At 42.5% G+C, this 17,691-nt stretch carries 14 protein-coding genes; 9 read left to right on the forward strand and 5 right to left on the reverse strand.

From position 1 onward, the window contains the following. Positions 1–3 precede the first annotated feature (3 nt). Positions 4–699 (forward strand): molybdate ABC transporter permease subunit, encoded by a 696-nt coding sequence (modB, locus tag IUZ65_RS22865; protein WP_229638290.1) that lies wholly within the window; start codon positions 4–6, stop codon positions 697–699. Then, positions 696–1,832, forward strand: a complete 1,137-nt coding sequence (gene modC, locus IUZ65_RS22870; RefSeq protein WP_195706304.1) for a molybdenum ABC transporter ATP-binding protein ModC — start codon at positions 696–698, stop codon at positions 1,830–1,832. The genes modB and modC overlap by 4 nt, the downstream gene beginning before the upstream one ends. Before the next feature lie 32 nt (positions 1,833–1,864). On the opposite strand, the gene IUZ65_RS22875 is transcribed toward modC, so the two are convergent. Both IUZ65_RS22875 and IUZ65_RS22880 read right to left on the reverse strand, forming a co-directional pair. Further along, positions 1,865–3,784: a monovalent cation:proton antiporter-2 (CPA2) family protein gene (locus IUZ65_RS22875; RefSeq protein WP_195706305.1), complete on the reverse strand. Its 1,920-nt coding sequence runs from the start codon at positions 3,782–3,784 to the stop codon at positions 1,865–1,867. After that, positions 3,781–4,386: an NAD(P)H-dependent oxidoreductase gene (locus IUZ65_RS22880; protein WP_195706306.1), complete on the reverse strand. Its 606-nt coding sequence runs from the start codon at positions 4,384–4,386 to the stop codon at positions 3,781–3,783. Before IUZ65_RS22880 ends, IUZ65_RS22875 begins: the two co-directional genes overlap by 4 nt. A gap of 300 nt (positions 4,387–4,686) precedes the next feature. Between IUZ65_RS22880 and IUZ65_RS22885 the strand changes: the two genes are divergently transcribed. Next, positions 4,687–5,772 (forward strand): ketoacyl-ACP synthase III, encoded by a 1,086-nt coding sequence (locus IUZ65_RS22885; protein ID WP_195706307.1) that lies wholly within the window; start codon positions 4,687–4,689, stop codon positions 5,770–5,772. Positions 5,773–5,872: 100 nt separating this feature from the next. Here the strand turns inward: IUZ65_RS22885 and IUZ65_RS22890 are convergent, their stop codons facing one another. Continuing rightward, on the reverse strand, positions 5,873–6,490 hold the full coding sequence (locus IUZ65_RS22890) for a MarC family protein (protein WP_195706308.1): 618 nt from the start codon (positions 6,488–6,490) through the stop codon (positions 5,873–5,875). Positions 6,491–6,981: 491 nt separating this feature from the next. Between IUZ65_RS22890 and IUZ65_RS22895 the strand changes: the two genes are divergently transcribed. Further along, positions 6,982–9,588: a diguanylate cyclase domain-containing protein gene (locus tag IUZ65_RS22895; protein WP_195706309.1), complete on the forward strand. Its 2,607-nt coding sequence runs from the start codon at positions 6,982–6,984 to the stop codon at positions 9,586–9,588. 130 nt (positions 9,589–9,718) lie between these two features. On the opposite strand, the gene IUZ65_RS22900 is transcribed toward IUZ65_RS22895, so the two are convergent. Then, a complete protein-coding gene (locus IUZ65_RS22900) occupies positions 9,719–11,422 on the reverse strand; it encodes an FAD-dependent oxidoreductase (protein WP_195706310.1) in 1,704 nt (567 codons plus the stop codon). A 212-nt stretch (positions 11,423–11,634) separates the two neighbouring features. Then, complete coding sequence (locus IUZ65_RS22905; RefSeq protein ID WP_195706311.1) at positions 11,635–11,820, reverse strand: YgaP family membrane protein; 186 nt, start codon at positions 11,818–11,820, stop codon at positions 11,635–11,637. 156 nt (positions 11,821–11,976) lie between these two features. Between IUZ65_RS22905 and IUZ65_RS22910 the strand changes: the two genes are divergently transcribed. From IUZ65_RS22910 to IUZ65_RS22930, 5 genes are read left to right on the forward strand one after another with little or no spacing between them, the layout of a single operon-like run. Continuing rightward, positions 11,977–12,270, forward strand: a complete 294-nt coding sequence (locus IUZ65_RS22910; protein ID WP_195706312.1) for an ArsR/SmtB family transcription factor — start codon at positions 11,977–11,979, stop codon at positions 12,268–12,270. Between the two features lie 26 nt (positions 12,271–12,296). Then, positions 12,297–12,716, forward strand: a complete 420-nt coding sequence (locus IUZ65_RS22915) for a YeeE/YedE family protein (RefSeq protein WP_195706313.1) — start codon at positions 12,297–12,299, stop codon at positions 12,714–12,716. 12 nt (positions 12,717–12,728) lie between these two features. Further along, positions 12,729–13,184 (forward strand): YeeE/YedE family protein, encoded by a 456-nt coding sequence (locus tag IUZ65_RS22920; protein WP_195706314.1) that lies wholly within the window; start codon positions 12,729–12,731, stop codon positions 13,182–13,184. Between the two features lie 58 nt (positions 13,185–13,242). Beyond that, positions 13,243–16,563, forward strand: a complete 3,321-nt coding sequence (locus IUZ65_RS22925) for an efflux RND transporter permease subunit (RefSeq protein WP_229638291.1) — start codon at positions 13,243–13,245, stop codon at positions 16,561–16,563. Next, a complete protein-coding gene (locus IUZ65_RS22930) occupies positions 16,560–17,609 on the forward strand; it encodes an efflux RND transporter periplasmic adaptor subunit (RefSeq protein ID WP_195706315.1) in 1,050 nt (349 codons plus the stop codon). Before IUZ65_RS22925 ends, IUZ65_RS22930 begins: the two co-directional genes overlap by 4 nt. Positions 17,610–17,691: the final 82 nt, after the last annotated feature.

Below are 17,691 nucleotides of genomic sequence, written 5' to 3' on the forward strand. Positions count from 1 at the left end.
AAGTTGTCAGAGTTCGAGTTAGAAGCACTGTATTTAAGTCTGAAAATTGCCTCTATTGCCGTCATTGGACTCATTCCTATCGGGATAGGGTTGGCATGGTTACTTGCCAAGAAAGAGTTTTATGGCAAGCAAATATTAGATAGTTTAATCCATCTTCCTCTGGTTTTGCCGCCCGTTGTTATTGGATACCTTCTTTTAATTGGGATGGGTAAACAAGGTGTTGTTGGTGCATTTTTATGGAATACATTCGGTCTGTCATTTAGTTTCAGCTGGCGAGGGGCTGCGTTAGCCTCTGCTGTTGTTGCTTTACCGCTGATGGTTCGCGCTATTCGCTTAAGCTTGGAGAATGTTGACCCAAGGTTAGAACAGGCCGCTAGAACCCTCGGCGCAACACCTTTCAAGGTGTTTTATACCATCACTTTACCGCTCACATTACCCGGAGTCGTAACCGGTACCATGCTTTCATTTGCGCGCAGCTTAGGTGAATTCGGTGCAACGATAACCTTTGTTTCGAATATTCCGGGTGAAACCCAAACCCTACCATTAGCGATGTACAGTTTTATTGAAACACCCGGAGCAGAGTTTGCTGCTGCAAGGCTTTGCGTTATCTCAATTGTTGTAGCGCTGGTTTCATTGTTAATCTCGGATTGGTTGACGCGTCGGACCCAAAATCGTTTAGGTTATTCAAAAGTAAGATGATAGAAATTAAATTAAATCATAAGCTTGGTGATATTGTTCTTGATATTGACCAGAGAATTCCATCAACAGGAATTACGGCCATTTTTGGACGTTCTGGTTCAGGGAAAACGTCACTTATTAATGCGATTTGTGGTTTGTACACACCTGATAAAGGGAAAATACAAGTTAGAGAGAAGGTGCTATTCGATCACGAAAACAAGGTCAATGTTGCAATAGAAAAGCGAAAAATTGGCTATGTTTTTCAAGATGCGAGACTTTTTCCACATTATAGCGTGAAGGGTAACCTACTTTACGGTGTTCAAGATAAAGGTGACGGGAAGGGAAAGAACGAGCCGTCAGATTTTAGCCATGTCGTTGAGCTCCTTAATCTATCTCAGCTATTAAATCGTTTCCCAATTGATCTTTCCGGTGGAGAGAAACAAAGAGTGGCTATCGCTCGTGCTTTGCTTTCGAATCCAGACATGCTGTTGATGGATGAACCATTAGCATCACTAGATTTGCCTCGTAAAAAAGAGGTAATGCCTTTCTTGGAAAAAATGGCTCAGGAAATCGATATCCCCATCCTATACGTGACGCATAGTTTAAGTGAAATATTAAGGCTAGCTGACTATATTATTCTGATGGAACAAGGCGGGGTTGTAACCAGCGGTAGTTTAGAATCTGTTTGGGGCTCTGACGCAATGAAACCCTGGCAATCATTTTCTGAGCAAAGCTCACTTTTTGACGCCGTTATTAGCCAGCACCATGACAAATATGCGTTATCAAAAGTACGATTAACCGAAGAAACATCAATGTGGGTTCAACACCTAGACGAACCAGTAGGTACATCTATTCGATTACAGATCCGAGCAAATGATGTCTCGATTACCATGAATAGAGCGACACAAACATCTATACGAAATATTTTGCCGGCAAAAATAGAACAGATTGACGTTATTGAAACAAAAGAAGGCAGTCAAAATGTGTCGGTCACACTCGATTTGGGCCACCAATGCCAACTCAAAGCAAATGTCACAAAGTGGGCATTTGACGACCTTAGACTTCGCACTGGTCAACAGGTCTATGCGCAGGTTAAAGGGGTAAGCGTGGCGCAAAAAGATATGACGATGAAACATGTCATCGCCACTGGATAATGAACATACACCCTGAGCCAGATTAACTATTCTTAACTAAGTTTATCTATGTCGGCGTAGCCTTTGGGCGGTGGTGTCCAACCTCTTTCTGTTCGCGCATGGTTGTCGGAACGGTCATTATTCATTGCAGAACTGATCGCATTCTCAAGTTCTATAAATAATTTCTGATACGCGACATCATATTTGTCCTCTTCTGAGGCTTCTTTCCAAGTTGCAAACATCTTATCCGCCCCAAGGTTTTCAATCGCGACAAAAGCATTTTTTTGCTGCTCTACCTGAAATGGATGAAAGCCGACATCTTTAAGTGCTTGTTTACCGGCTTCTAAAGCAGAAAAATAGGTCTCCGAGATAATGGTGTCTGCACCCGCTAATCGTAGCGCATATGAATGGCCTCTATCGAACGCTCGGGCAATTATCTTAACGTTGGGATAGGTATGTTTTACATACTCTACTAACTCTTTAACCGCTTCCTTATTGTCAATAGTAATAACGATAACGGTTGCTCGCTCTATTCCCGCGGTATGCAGTAAATCAGGCTTGGTGGCATCCCCAAAATAGCTTTTGATGTTGATCTTTCGTAGATTATCAATCTGGGTTGGTTCAATGTCCAACACCGTTGTTTTAACGTTATTAGCACTTAGCAACCTTGTGACTATTTGGCCAAAACGTCCAACTCCAGCAATAATGACATTGCCTTCTGCGTCAATATTGTCAGGTTCTCGGTCGTTTTCATTTTTCTGATACCTAGGCAGTATTACTTTGTCGAATAATATGAATAATCCGGGTGTTAAGAACATAGAAAGTGCGACAACCAAAGAAAGTGTCTGCGCTATACCTTGCGGTAATACGTGATTCTGCACGGTAAAACTAAGTAAAACAAATCCGAACTCGCCCGCTTGGGCAAGACTCAAAGCAAATAACCAGCGATTGCTCTTTTTAATGCGAAAAATAATGGCGAGTACAAAAAGCACCGTTCCCTTAAGTAACATTAAACCAATAGTTAGACAGATAATCAGCATAAAATCACTGAATAGAACGTCAAAGTTAATTCCTGCTCCAACAGTAATAAAAAATAGACCGAGCAATAACCCTTTGAATGGCTCTATATTGGATTCTAGCTCATGCCTAAATTCACTGTTTGCTAACACGACGCCAGCCAGAAATGTACCTAATGCAGGAGATAAACCGACCAAACTCATTAAAGCCGCTATACCGATCACTAACATTAGCGAAGTAGCTGTAAATATTTCTCGTAAGCCAGATTTAGCCACGTATTTGAATAATGGACGGCTTAAGAAATGTCCTCCTACAACGACAACAGCAATAGAAAGAATGATGACTAATCCATAACCCCAACTCGGTAAACCAGCGACTAAGCTAAGTTCATCGTGGTGTTCTGCCGCTTGCGAAACCATAGATTTAGCGGCTTCGACAAGTTCAGGTAGGGCGAGTAGAGGAACAAACGCCAACATGGGGATCACGGCAATATCTTGAAACAGTAGCACTGAAAAGGCATTTCTTGCCCCTTCTGTTTTTTCTAGTCCTTTTTCGCTAAAGGTTTGTAAAACGATAGCGGTTGAAGACAAGGCAAAAACTAATCCGATGCTTAATGACACGGTCCAGCTAATATCGAACATCATGGCGATGCCCATTACCGCAGCCGTAGTCAATCCTACTTGAAGCCCCCCAAGGCCAATCAATTTGTTTCTCATCGCCCAAAGCATTTTTGGTTCTAGTTCTAAGCCAACGAGAAACAGCATCATCACCACTCCAAATTCAGCAACGTGCTGAATGGATGTCGTCTCGTCACCCACTAAACCAATTATTGGCCCGATGACTACGCCAGCGATCAGGTAACCCAACACAGATCCTAAGCCTAATCGTTTCGCTAATGGCACGGCGATAACCGCGGCACTCAGGTAAATAAACGCTTGTAGGAAATAGCCCGTCATTTATTTTTCTCCGATGTCACCCGGTTGGTCGACAAATCTGCACTTGCTCCCCTTACCAGATCGTCTAATTTTGTTCGCCATTGATCTAAGTGGGTGTCTAGTTTGCCTTCTTCAACGGTTGTTCTTGACCCAAATAAAGTGAAAGGTGAGAGGTATGTCATATGGGTAAGATTTGCCATTTGCTCTAACGGGTACAAAAGTTCTGAGATGGTAAAATGATTGTAACCATCTTTTCGATAAGCGTCTTCCGGGCCACCAGCCGTTAGCGCGCACATGAATGCCTTATTCATCAGAGCTGTTCCGTCTTCTCCGTAGGCAAAACCATGTTCTAACACCAGGTCTTGCCATTCTTTAAGCATTGAGGGGGTGGAATACCAATAGAGTGGAAACTGGAAAACAATAACATCGTGGTTCTCCAGTCGTTGTTGTTCTGCATCTATATCAATCTGAAAGGTCGGATACTGAGCGTAGAGGTCAATCGCGGTCACGCCGTCAATGTTCAATGCGATTTCAAACATCGGTTTATTGATTTCTGAACGGCGTAAAGAAGGGTGCGCAAAAAGTAATAGGACTTTATTGTTCTTTGACGTCTCATCATTCATTTGAAGTTCCGTTATGTATAAATTGGGTCATGTATTTAGTGTGTTATCAGGCTTTTTTATCCCTAAATACCATAATAGTAGTGTTCTAGAGTAATTGATATTGAGTCGCTAGTATTTGATTTTTGATGTTTGTTTTAGCAGGAACTGCACAATTAACAACCTATTTAGGAAGGGCATCAGGTCTGTAATGTCGATATATTTATATCGACAAAAATTCTCACTTATCAGTGAAGCTATATAAGCGTATACTTGTATATACTAGATTGTATAAATGACAAGAATAAGTATACAGAGGAACAGATGACCAAGTACTACGCTGAAATAACCGGTTGGGGAAAATGTATCCCACCAGCGGTATTATCCAATGCTGATTTAAGCACTTTCATAGAAACCTCTGATGAGTGGATCCGTTCTAGAACGGGTATTGAGAACAGACGAATAAGCCATGTAAACACATCAGAACTTGCGACAGTTGCCGCAAAACATGCCCTTGCATGCGCAGGTATTGAAGCGAAAGATCTTGATATCATCATCGTTGCAACCTGCTCAGCCGATTCTCTTATCCCAAATATAGCGTCTAAGGTTCAACAGAATCTTGGTGTCGTTGGCGCCGCCGCATTTGATTTGAACGCCGCATGTACTGGCTTTGTTTATGGGTTAGAAACGGCAACACGCTTAATTCAAGCGGGTAACTATAAAAATGCGCTAGTTATTGGCGCAGAAAGATTATCGTTTTTCATTGATTGGAGCCAACGAGATACCGCGGTTCTATTTGGAGACGGTGCAGGTGCTGCAGTTCTTAGTAGAACCGAGGAAAACGTTGGTCTGCAAGAGGCGCTCATTGGATGTGACTCTGCTGGACGCGATATCCTATCGGTGCCCAAATTTGGTACTAGCATGGACCGTTTTGCTGCGAATAATGGCTACTTTGATTTTAATTTTGTCGGTCGTGATATCTTTAAGCGCGCCGTTAAAGGGATGGGTGTCGCTGCTCAGACGGTGTTGAAGCGTGCAGGGATGAGTACGCAAGATATTGATATTCTTATCCCTCATCAGGCGAATATACGAATTATTCAAACGCTGGCAGATTTGGCTGGAATTTCTCAAGATAAAGCGTTTGTTAATATTCAGAATTACGGTAACACTTCAGCAGCGACCGTACCTATTGCCTTGTGTGAAGCACTTGAACAAGGGCGTGTGAAACCAGGAGACAACATCTTGGTCGCCGCGTTTGGCGCCGGTTTGACCTGGGGGTCGGGTTTATTAAAATGGGGCCAAAGAGTGACGCCTTTAGGCAGTAGTGATGCGGCGTTACCTGATTGCGATAAAACGGCACTAGAGCTTATTGAAGAACATAAAGACCACTGCTTTAATCGGCCGGAATAAAAAGAAAGTGTTAGTAATAAAGGAGCCTACAAGGCTCCTTTATTACATCAATCGATGTTGTTTCCTAATCTAACGAGTAGCGTTGTCGTTGGTTGACTCTTTAGCCAATGGCCTTCACCACGGCCGTCACTCCAGTGATCACCATTTGCGTTCCTATGACAGCAAGTATTAAACCCATTAGTCGTGTGACAATACTAAGGCCACTTTTTCCGATCAATGCCAGAATATTTGAGCTGAAAATAAAACAGAAGAAAGTGATAAGGCATAAAACCGCAAATACCGATACAGTGATTATTATCCCTGTTATCTCTCCTGAGGAAGAATAATTCATTGCCGTTGCAATGGTTCCTGGACCAGCAAGAAGCGGTACGGCTAAAGGCGACACTGCTATATCAGCGTCTTCATTACCTTCAGAAGAATGTAATTTGGAACCATGCCCATTAAGCATATGATATCCGACAAGAAAAACCAAAATACCCCCAGTTATTCTTAATGCAGATATGGTGATACCAAATAGGTGAAAGATCACCTTTCCAAGTAGAGCAAAAGAGAGAATGACAATAAATGTAATAATGAGCGCTTTCGCTGCGATTTTAATTTGCTCTGCTTTGCTTTTGTCTCCGACCAATCCGGCAAAGGCTGCAGTATTGGCGATCGGGTTCATGATTGCAAAAAATCCTAAGAAGATGGTCATCACTTGTGTATATAGATCATTCATTTAGTTACTATCCCTGCTGTTAATTCTAATCTTTGTAATTTGTGCACGAAAGTATACATTACTAGGGTGGTAGAAATCACATGCATACTCATTCTAAACTTGTTGCAGTACTGTCAAATTCACTGCCAATGTGGCAAGATTGAATTAGGTTCAGTTATAAATACCATCAATAGATTTAACAAAATTGAATACAAATTACGGTATCGAACCAAACGTTCTATTCCGGAAATTGTGCGCATTGGGATATCAGGTGATTATTTTGCGTGAGAAAGTTAAGCATAAAATGGCGTGACAGAGGTGAAATTATAGTTCTCTCGGGCGCTTAGTATGGGGTAATGAATATCGGTTCTATACGAGTCGTGTAGAGTATTTTGATTAAAATATTTGTGTCTACTTCTTGATCACATGTTTTATTTTTTATAGGTTAAATTTGAAAGATCAAATCGATGGTTAATCGCGGTAGCGTTAGATATTTAAGGCGATACACTGTAATGGCAATACTAGCACTGGCTTGCGTCGGTGTTTGGTGGCAATTGTCAAATTGGTACCACTCTTATTTATCAGAAGTACATTCAAGTAAAGTTCGTGTTGAGTTGGAAAGGTACGCATATGACTTGTCTGCAATTATACAATCTCGCGAAAACTTATTGAATGTACTTGCTTCTTATGTAGAAACTGACGTTGCTAATACGCCCAATCCCTCTTTTTATTCAGCGAAAAGGGCTGAAACATTTTTGATTGGTTTATTTTCATCGACGGTTGGTGTTCGCAATTTTGCTATAGCGCCTGAAGGCCGTATTAATATGGTTTTTCCGTTAGTTGGTAATGAAGAAGCATTAGGACATGATCTTTTAAATGATCCCCATTTAGGTGTTAAAGATGTAACGTACCGTGCGATCAAGAGTCGAGCCATTGCGTACTCAACCCCGTATGAATTGAGACAAGGTGGTCTTGGTGTTGTTCTCAGAAAAGCCGTTTACAGTTCGGATGGTTTTTGGGGAATAGTAAGTATGGTTATGGATGTTATACCGATTATTGAAGACGCAGGTTTAACGGCGAGTAGTGGTAACTTCAATATAGCAATACGAGATAACGAAGGGCGTATTTTCTTTGGATCTGCGTTGATCTTTGAGCAGTCTCCGCTTGTAAAGCAAGTTAATATGGCCGATGGGTATTGGGAGATAGCGGCAACGTCTATCACCAATAATTCTATCACCAATAAGGTGCTAACTTTTCAGGTTATCCTTGCGGGTTTTTTAATTCTTGTCTGTAGTTTAGGCTTTATCTTTTTTCCAAAGACAAACAAACAAATAACAACGATTGATTCTCCAAAGGTATTTTTTGAACAACTAACACATATACCAAGCGAGACAAAGCAAGAACATTCCGGCTCCCCTAGTCGACTTATTCCATTTTTGACTAGTTTAGCCATTATTACCTTGGTTCTGGGTTTTTATCGATTTGTTGAACAGAGTAATACGATTACTCAACAATATGATTTTACAAAAGCGCTCATAAAAACTAGTGAAGATATAGAACGTAAATTGGGAACTGATCGTGAATATTTACAGCTAATAGCAGAAGAATTATCACAGAAAAATCTCGATCCTATTTCCTTTCAAAAGAGGTTAACAAGTTACGTTAATGACCACCCTGGCTTAATTAATGTCACATGGTCGGATAGTGATTTCGTGATACGTCATACTGCACCAATGGAAGGGAATAGTCAGGTAATCGGGCTAAAACTCTTATTGCCTGAACCTAAGCGTGCATCTCGATTAGCATATAATAGCCGACAACCAGTATATACAAGGCCTTTTATTGTCATTCAGGGTAAACCAGCCTTTGAATTATACGTGCCAATATTTAATCAGAATCAATTTCTTGGCACATTGGGTGGTGTTTACTCTATCAATAAACTGATGGGTTCAATATTAAAGAGAGACCCGACTTTGTCTCATTATAAAATTGAAGTGTCAGATGCGATTGATAATGTTTTTTATCAAAACACATACAGTCAAAACAGCATTCGTTTATCAAAAGCCATTCCTTTGAAACCCGTAGGGGGGAATTTGTGGCTACGAGTGAGTTCTTTTCAACAAGGGCCGAGTAATGACATGCGAATGTTAATGTTGTTCGCTTTTACATTAGCATTTGGGTTAGTGGGAACGATATGGATTCAATACCGAGAAAGTTGTAAACACTGGAGGATCAGCAAAGAACTTCATCAAAGCCAGAAACATTTTTCTGCTGTTGCCACCGCGTCTCCTGTTGCTATCGTTATCATGAGCCAAACAACGGGACACATCTTATATGCCAATCACCAAGCCAATAAATTATTCAGTTTTTCAGGCGAATCAATTATTGGCTGGAATAGTGACGATTTATATATGAACCCTGAAGATCGACAACTGTTATTTTGTTCTGTAAAAGAGCATGATCAGTTAGAAGGGCTCGAGCAACATATGAAAAAAGCGAATGGAGAACTATTGTGGACTTCAATTTCGTGTCGATTAGTTGCACATGCTGAAGAGGCGGTTTTAGTTGCCTGTATCATTGATCTTAGCGAAAGAAAGAAATATGAAGATCAGCTATACACTCAGGCTCATCATGACAATCTTACAGGGCTTCCTAACAGGAAGTTAGCCTTCGATAAGCTGGATCTCGCGTTAGCAAAAGCGGTGATTGACAAAAATCATGTAGCATTACTCTACATCGATGTCGATCGATTCAAGAACATTAATGACTCTCTTGGCCATGTTGCAGGCGATCAACTCTTGATTGAATTGGCGAGTCGTCTTTCATGTTGCGTTCGAAGCAACGATACGGTTGCGCGCTTGGCTGGTGATGAATTCGCTATCATACTTCCAGAACAGGAGAGTAGTGAAGGAGCGAAGATAGTAGCAGAGAAAATTATCGAAGCTTGTTTACCTCTAGTGAGCGTTGGAGAAAAGAAAGTACCCATCAGCGTCAGTATTGGCATTACGTTATTTCCAGATGATGCTATTGATATTGAGCAGCTCATTAGAAGTGCAGACACTGCGATGTATCAGAGTAAAGCGGCAGGGCGCAATCAATTTTGTTTTTTTTCTCCATAAATGCATGATCAAGAAGATGAGTCACGCATGCTGGAGAAGTAGGTAAGAGAAGATTTAGATCGTCTTTGTTGTTAAGGCGATGGTTACGGGGAATGGGAATAAGGGAGCGATTAAGCTCCCTTATTCGGTTTTAAGCTTTAGAGAATATCAATGTTCTGTAACCACCGATGAGATTACGTGCTTTGTAACCATTGTTGGCTAGTTGACGGTAAGCCACATTGCCACGCAATCCTACGGCGCAAAGAATGATAATTTCTTTATCTTTTGGAAGCTCATTCATTCTGGGGCGAAGCTCATCCACTGGGATATTAATTGCACCTTCCAATGTTCCAAAGTTTTGGATTTCCATTGGTGTACGAACATCAAGAATGAAGTGCTCATCTGTTAACGTATCTAATTCATCGAAATGTATCGCTCTTGCATCGCCGTTTTCAATGTTGTTAGCAACAAAAGCGGCTTGGTTAATCACGTCTTTTGCACTGCCAAATGGTGGCGCGTAAGTTAACTCAAGATGCTGCAGTTGGTCGATAGTCATACCTGCGCGCTGAGCAACCGCCATAATATCAATACGCTTATCTACGCCGTCTTTACCTGCCGCCTGTGCGCCAAGAATTTTCTTAGTCTCTGGGCAGTAAAGCATCTTAAACGAAACGATTTCCGCACCAGGGTAGTAGCTCGCATGGCTGGCGGTATGCACATAAACCTTTCTGTAGGGAATACCTTCACGCTTAAGTGTTTTTTCATTCTTACCCGTAGACGCAATGGCTAAGTCAAAGATCTTACAGATAGCGGTGCCCTGTGTTCCTTGATACGTTTGCTCACGACCAAACATATTATCCGCAGCCATACGACCTTGACGATTCGCGGGGCCAGCGAGTGGAACAACCGTCGGGTTGCCAGTAATAAAGTCCGCTTCTTCGATTGCGTCACCGACTGCATAAATAGAAGGGTCACTACTTTGCATTGTTGGAGTTGTCCAGATCCCACCAAGCTCACCGATTCTGAGGCCTGCATCTTGTGCTAGTTTGATTTCAGGCCGTACGCCAATCGCCATCACTAGAATCTCAGTTTTGATTATTTCGCCGCTGTTTAGGCTAAGATTTAGGTGGCCTTGTATATGTGGATGTTCGTCCGTTTCGCCACTCTCAATCGTCGCAACGTGGGGCTCTTGAACATATTCTACGGCTTCTAAAGCAACACCTAAGCGAAGGTCAACGCCTTTTTCTTTGATTTCAGCATGAGCAAAGCCTGCCATCTCGCGGTCGACAGGTGTCATGACCTGATCGGCTAACTCGACAAGTGTCGTTTTAATGCCGAGCTGATGGAATGCTTCCATCATCTCTAACCCGATGAAACCACCGCCCACAACCGTGGCATGTTCTGGGCGATTCATACGGATAGTATTAAGGATCTTGTCCATATCTGGGATATTACGCAGTGAATGCGTAATTGGGTTTTTAATACCAGGGATAGGTGGAACGATGGGGCCAGCACCTGGGCTTAGTACCAAGAAATCATAATTTTCAGTATATTCTGAACCGTCTAATACGTTCTTAATGGTAACGAATTTGTTCTCTTTATCTATGCTGATAACTTCGCTCATTGTACGAACATCTACATTGAATCGTGCTAGGAAGCTTTCTGGTGTCTGTAGGAGTAGGTTGCTTCTTTCTGTAATGTCACCACCGATATGGTATGGCAAGCCGCAGTTAGCAAAAGATACAAACTCGCCACGTTCAAACATGATAATTTCAGCGTCTTCGCTTAAACGCCTTGCGCGTGCAGCGGCAGAAGCACCACCGGCCACACCACCAATAATCACGATTTTAGTCATAGTATTCTCCAAAAATAAATTTGTGTCTCAGCTCTATCTAAGCCAAAAAATAAAGTATTAAATAACAAAAAGCTAAGAAAAAACAACAACACCCACTAATCGATGTAGACTTAGCGGGTAATAAATTATGCTTTCTTAGTTTCTTGTTGCCCAAGGTATCATAAGTCTATAAAGACAGTACTTTTGATACCTTGAACGAAAGGGCAACAAGGTTATTTACAGCCTAGTTTCTTCAAAACTGACACCGCCGGACAGAATCCAGTGAAGGCACTTTGTAACAGGTTTAGGCCGGCAAAGACGGTTAACCACATAAATGCCGGATGCACAAAATGAGTTAAAATTACTGATAACAGAACCATGCTACCAGCCAATACTCTTATACCGCTATCTACTGTCATTTTCCTATCCTCGATAATGATCACATGATTACTATAATATTCTAAATTAGTAATGTCTAATGTTATTTTTATTTATTCGAATAAACTAATTAAGAGTTGACTAATTTTACTATATTAGTAAAATCTAAATAAGTGAATTAACTGACTGGAGCTGGCATGGAACTGATAAAAATGCAAAGTAACGCCGTTGAGATGTCTGAGTTACTCAAGACGATGGCGCACCCAGAAAGATTAATGGTTCTCTGCCAACTAATGCAGGGAGAACTCGGTGCTGGGAAGCTGCAAGAACAGTCCTCTTTGAGCCAGTCAGCTTTTTCTCAGCATTTGACCGTGTTACGTAAACACGGGTTGGTCAACGTTAGAAAAGAATCGCAACAAGTTTTTTATTCGCTATCAGATGAGAGAGTTGGTTCTTTGATTGCGAGTCTACATCAGATTTATTGTGTATAAATTTTAATTACTTTTAGAGGTAAAAAATGGGCTTCGCCATTCCTTGGGATTCGTTGTTCGGTGGTGTGCTATTAGGGATATCAGCCACTTTGTTGTTACTAATGAATGGAAAGATCGCTGGGATAAGCGGGATTTTAACTGGGCTCTTAACGCCCAAGTCAAAAGATTATTCTTGGCGGTTATTGTTTTTCGTAGGGATGATTTCAGGCGGCATGATAGGCGTCGCATTTTTCGATGTACACATACCGACCGAATTCGCGGAGAGTGCAGGATTGATAGCGTTGGCTGGATTCTTAGTTGGTGTGGGAACCAAACTCGGAAATGGTTGCACAAGTGGCCATGGCATTTGTGGGATGGGGCGCTTGTCTTTTCGTTCTGTTATTGCGACCGCTATTTTTATGTTGGTTGCTGCGTTGACCGTGTTTGTTCGTCTTCACCTATTGTAGTTTGGAGTGAGTATGTTTCGTTTTGTTTCTCTTATCGCGGGTATTTTGTTTGGCCTTGGTATGGCTATATCTGGCATGGTAGACCCAGTTAACGTGATTGGATTTTTAGATGTGGCTGGTGAGTGGTCACCAGATCTTATGTTTGTGATGGGGGGAGCACTTGCGGTGTTCTTGCCTGCCTATTTACTTATTATTAAACCTCGTAATAAACCAGTTCTAGCGGAGGCATTCACCCTTAGCAAAAATACTAAGGTAGATACTCGATTGGTTCTAGGCGCAGGCACATTTGGATTTGGTTGGGGCTTGGTCGGTTTGTGTCCGGGTCCTGTTGTTTCATCACTCGCTGCTGGTAATGCTGGCGTGGTGATATTTTTCGCCACGATGATGGTTGGCCTTGGTACTGCTAATATTTTGATTTGCATCAACAAAAAGAAGTATTCCGACCCCCAAACGGTTTCGGGTAACTAATATAAATAAGTAATGGTGTGGTTAAACATCACAACAGTTGGTCTGTTTAGGAGGAAAGATGAAAAAGGACTTTAATGGTGGGTTTGTTCATAAGGTAATGAACAGTTTCTTTCCTCCGATATTAATTCTGCTTGCGCTCGCAATCGGAGTGGTATCACTTGTGATGACGCCTAAAGAAGAAGACCCCCAGATTATCGTCCCAATGGCGGATGTTATCATTCAAGCACCGGGTCTGAGTGCTAAACAGGTTGAAAAACAGGTCACCGAACCACTAGAAAAATTGTTGAGTCAAATAGACGGCGTTGAGTATGTCTATTCGACGTCTGTGCGTGGCGCTGCTCAAGTTATCGTAAGGTATTACGTTGGAGAAGGGCGAGAGGATGCGCTAGTAAAGCTGTATAACAAGCTTTACGCGAATCAAGATAAGGTACCTGCGTCAGTAACTAGCTGGATAGTTAAGCCAGTAGAGATAGATGATGTCCCCATTGTCGTCGCCTCACTCTACTCAACCAATCCTCAACAAATCGGCAGCTACGAATTACGTCGAATCGCACAACAAGCGACTCAAAGGCTTAAAGCATTAGACAGTACAAATGTGGTTGAAGTCATTGGTGGACAGTCTCGTATCGTCGAAATAGAGCTAAACAGTTCGGCGATGGCCAGTCGCAAAACCACAATAGATGACCTGCAGAATGCGTTTTCTGTCAGCCATAACAAGCAAAATTCCGGATTGGTCCATCAGTCAGGGTTGGTGTACGAGCTAGAATCCGGACAGTTTTTCACTAAGGCAGAAGAACTTGGCGAACTGGTTGTTAATGTTGTGGATGGTCGGCCAGTGTTTCTGCGCGATGTTGCTGTTATCTCAGATGGGCCGGAAGAAGCAACGGATGATACTTGGTTTCAATTTGGTTCTGCGAATGGAGAAATTAGCGAGACCTACCCTGCGGTCTATATCTCCGTGGCCAAACAGAAAGGCTCTAACGCCGTAACCGTTGCTGAAAGTGTACTGCAAGAACTTGATAGCCTGAAACGGGAACAGCTGCCGAAAGGTGTTGAACTCAGTGTTATAAGAAATTACGGCCAAACGGCAGATGATAAGGTATCGAATCTTGTATCAAGTTTAGGTATTTCAATCCTAACTGTTGTCGTGTTTGTCGGTCTATTCTTAAACTGGCGAAGTGCGTTGGTGGTAGGCATCGCTATTCCAATCAGCTACGGCGCCGCGCTAGGGATGGACTTGGCGTTCGGTTACTCCATTAATCGCGTCACCTTGTTTGCTTTGATCCTCGCACTTGGCTTAATCGTGGATGACCCCATTGCCAGCATCGATAACATCGAGCGTTATCTAAAACGAAAAGACCTTTCGCGTACGAAAGCGATCGTTTTAGCGATGGCCGAAATTCGAAGTGCTTTGCTTATGTCGACTGTCGCCATCGTAATTGTCTTTACCCCAATGTTTTTTATTACCGGCATGATGGGCCCATACATGGCGCCACTCGCATTTAATGTGCCGATAAGCGTTGTATTTAGCACCATTGTTGCCTTTATGATAACCCCATGGTTAGCGCGTAAAATATTGCGAAGGGCAAGTGATGATGGCGCATACGATGTACAAACGACCTTGTTGTATAAATGGTATAAAAAGCTACTACACCCACTGCTGAGTAATCGACGTAAAAGTTGGTTATTCTTAGGCCTTGTTGCGGTTCTCTTTGCGGGTGCGGCTCTACTCCCTGCCTTAAGGCTTGTCCCTTTAAAGCTGCTTCCGTACGACAATAAAAATGAGTTTCAACTCGTTGTAAATATGCCCGAGCAGTCCAGTTTTGTTAGCACATCAAATGCATTGCGAGATTTCTCGGACTATCTGGTTAGCGTACCTGAAGTTGTGTCAGTTTCTGCTTTTGCAGGGGTTGCCTCTCCAATGGACTTTAACGGTATGGTTAGGCATTACTTTATGCGCAGTCAGCCTAATCAAGGTGAACTTCGTATTGTCCTTGCCGATAAAGACAGACGAGTCCAACAATCTCACGAGATAGTTACTAGGTTAAGAGATGATATCGAGCTTATTGCCGTCAAGCATTTTGCCGATATTCAGTTAGTCGAGGTCCCACCGGGCCCCCCTGTGATTGCCACCATCACGGCGGAAGTGTATGGCGAAGAGACGACCAGTTACGACGTACTCCAACAACAAGCCTTGAAAGTGGCGGAAAGATTAAAGCGAGAGGAATTTGTCTCGGAAGTTGATACCTCCATCCAAGGTAAATTTGAGACGTGGCAATTCGTTGTTGATAGAGAAAAAGCCGCTCTGTCAGGAATATCAGTATACGACATCAATGAAACGATTCGGACTGCCAATCAAGGTTTTGTATTAGGTCATCTACAAGCTGAGCGGGAGATCAATCCTTTGCCAGTAAAGGTAAGATTGGCAAAACATAATCGTGACGATCTGAATAAATTAACCGCGCTTTATGTACGTGGGCGAGCAGGTATCGCTAAGAATGAAGTTCATGGTGCTTTGGTCGATGCCCCTCAACCTTTGGTACAGGTTTCTGAATTGGGCTCGTTTGTGAAACAACCGGTTGAGCAGCCTATAAACCACAAAAATTTAAAACCTGTCGTTTATGTTTACGCTGAATCGGCCGGTAGGGTACCCGGTGGAATTGTTGCCGATGTGATGTCCGATAAAGATGAAGAGACGTTAAGCGAACGAAACCCTGTCAGCACGCGACATTATCTAAATAATGGTGCCGGTGATGGTTGGTCAGTGGAGCCCGGTACCACCGTCGTTTGGAGTGGGGAAGGTGAATGGAAAATAACGGTAGATGTGTTCATTGATCTTGGCATTGCGTACGGCGCGGCGTTACTAGGCGTGTTTGTGGTTATGCTTATTCAAACCGGCCTTCCTGCGGTATCTGGTATTATTATGCTCGCGATTCCGTTAACCGTTATCGGCATCATGCCTGGATTTTGGCTGCTCAACGTGTTTAGTGACGATATCAATGGCTACCCAAATCCAGCACTCTTTACGGCAACGGCAATGATAGGAATGATCGCCTTAGCCGGCATCGTCGTGCGAAACTCACTTGTGCTGATTGAGTTTATCCAACAATCGCTCGCGGAAGGTAAAGCGCTAACCGATGCGCTTATTGAGTCTGGGGCGGTTCGTATGAGGCCAATTTTACTTACGGCAGGTACGACGCTATTGGGAAACATAGTCATTACTCTTGACCCTATTTTTAATGGTTTAGCATGGGCGATTATATTCGGTATAACAGCCTCAACCGTATTTACCTTGTTGGTCATTCCCGTGGTTTATAATCTCGCTTATCGCGATGTAAAAGGACATGGTTTACCCATTCAAGAAGAGGAAGAAGCATGAAGAAGTCAAAGATCTTATTGGGTTTAGCCCTATTCTCTATATTGGGATTACTGTTTTTATATATGGCCGGTTTTTTTTCCGAGAAGTTACCAGAACAAGGGTTACGACACTCGGCTGATTATCCTCAAATCGAAACCGTTGCAATCATGCCGCAAACGATGCCGGTCAGTTACGAATTCACTGGCACTGTGGCGGCGGATCAAAAGGCCATTATATCTGCACGACTAACCGCTAAGGTGGCGGAAGTCCTCGTTAATGTTGGATCGGTTGTAAAGCAAGGCGATGTATTAATGAGGTTAGAAAGTCGAGACCTCGACGCAAGAGTAAAGCAAACAGAGCAAGCTTTATCGTCAGCACAGGCAATATTGAATGCGGCACGTAAAGAATATCGACGAGTAAAAGAGCTGGTTAGTAAGAAGCTTCTATCCCAATCTCAGTTTGACAAAGCAGAAAGCGATCTAAAAACGGCGCAAGCTTCATTTAAACAAGCAGAAGCGGCAGTGGTTGAAGCCGAGACGACTTTTGGCTTTAGTATGATAACGGCGCCTTTTGATGGACTCATTACTCAGAAGAATACCAATATGGGGGACACGGCCTCTCCGGGTATGCAATTGTTGAGTATGTATAACCCTGAAAAGCTTCAACTACAGGTTAATATTTCAGAAGCTCAAATTAGAGATGTCCATCTTGGTTCCAGTTTGGCTTATCAGTTGCCAACGTACGATATTAAAGGAAAAGGCAATGTAGTTGAGATATCACCTGCGGCAGATAACAGTTCACGAAGTTTTGTCGTTAAGCTAGAGATGGATACTACATCTCTGGTGTATCCAGGGGTCTATGGCAAGGTTGTGCTGTCAAGCGGTGAGCAATCGGTGCTTATTCTTCCTGAAAATACGGTATATCAAGTTGGTCAGTTAGACTATGTGAAAGTCATTCAAGATGGTGTTATCCATAATCGTTTGGTTCAACTTGGTGACAATAATCAGGTGAGGAAAGGTGTTTTGAGTGGTGATAATTTGGTCATAGAACCGCTAAAGTATAGGTAAAAACGAATAGAAAAATTATGTTCTAGCAAACAACAAAAAAAGAGAGAGAGGTCCGTTAACGGGCCTTTCTTTTTTTTTTCAT

The organism is Vibrio sp. VB16, from assembly GCF_015594925.2.
Taxonomy (GTDB): Bacteria; Pseudomonadota; Gammaproteobacteria; order Enterobacterales; family Vibrionaceae; genus Vibrio.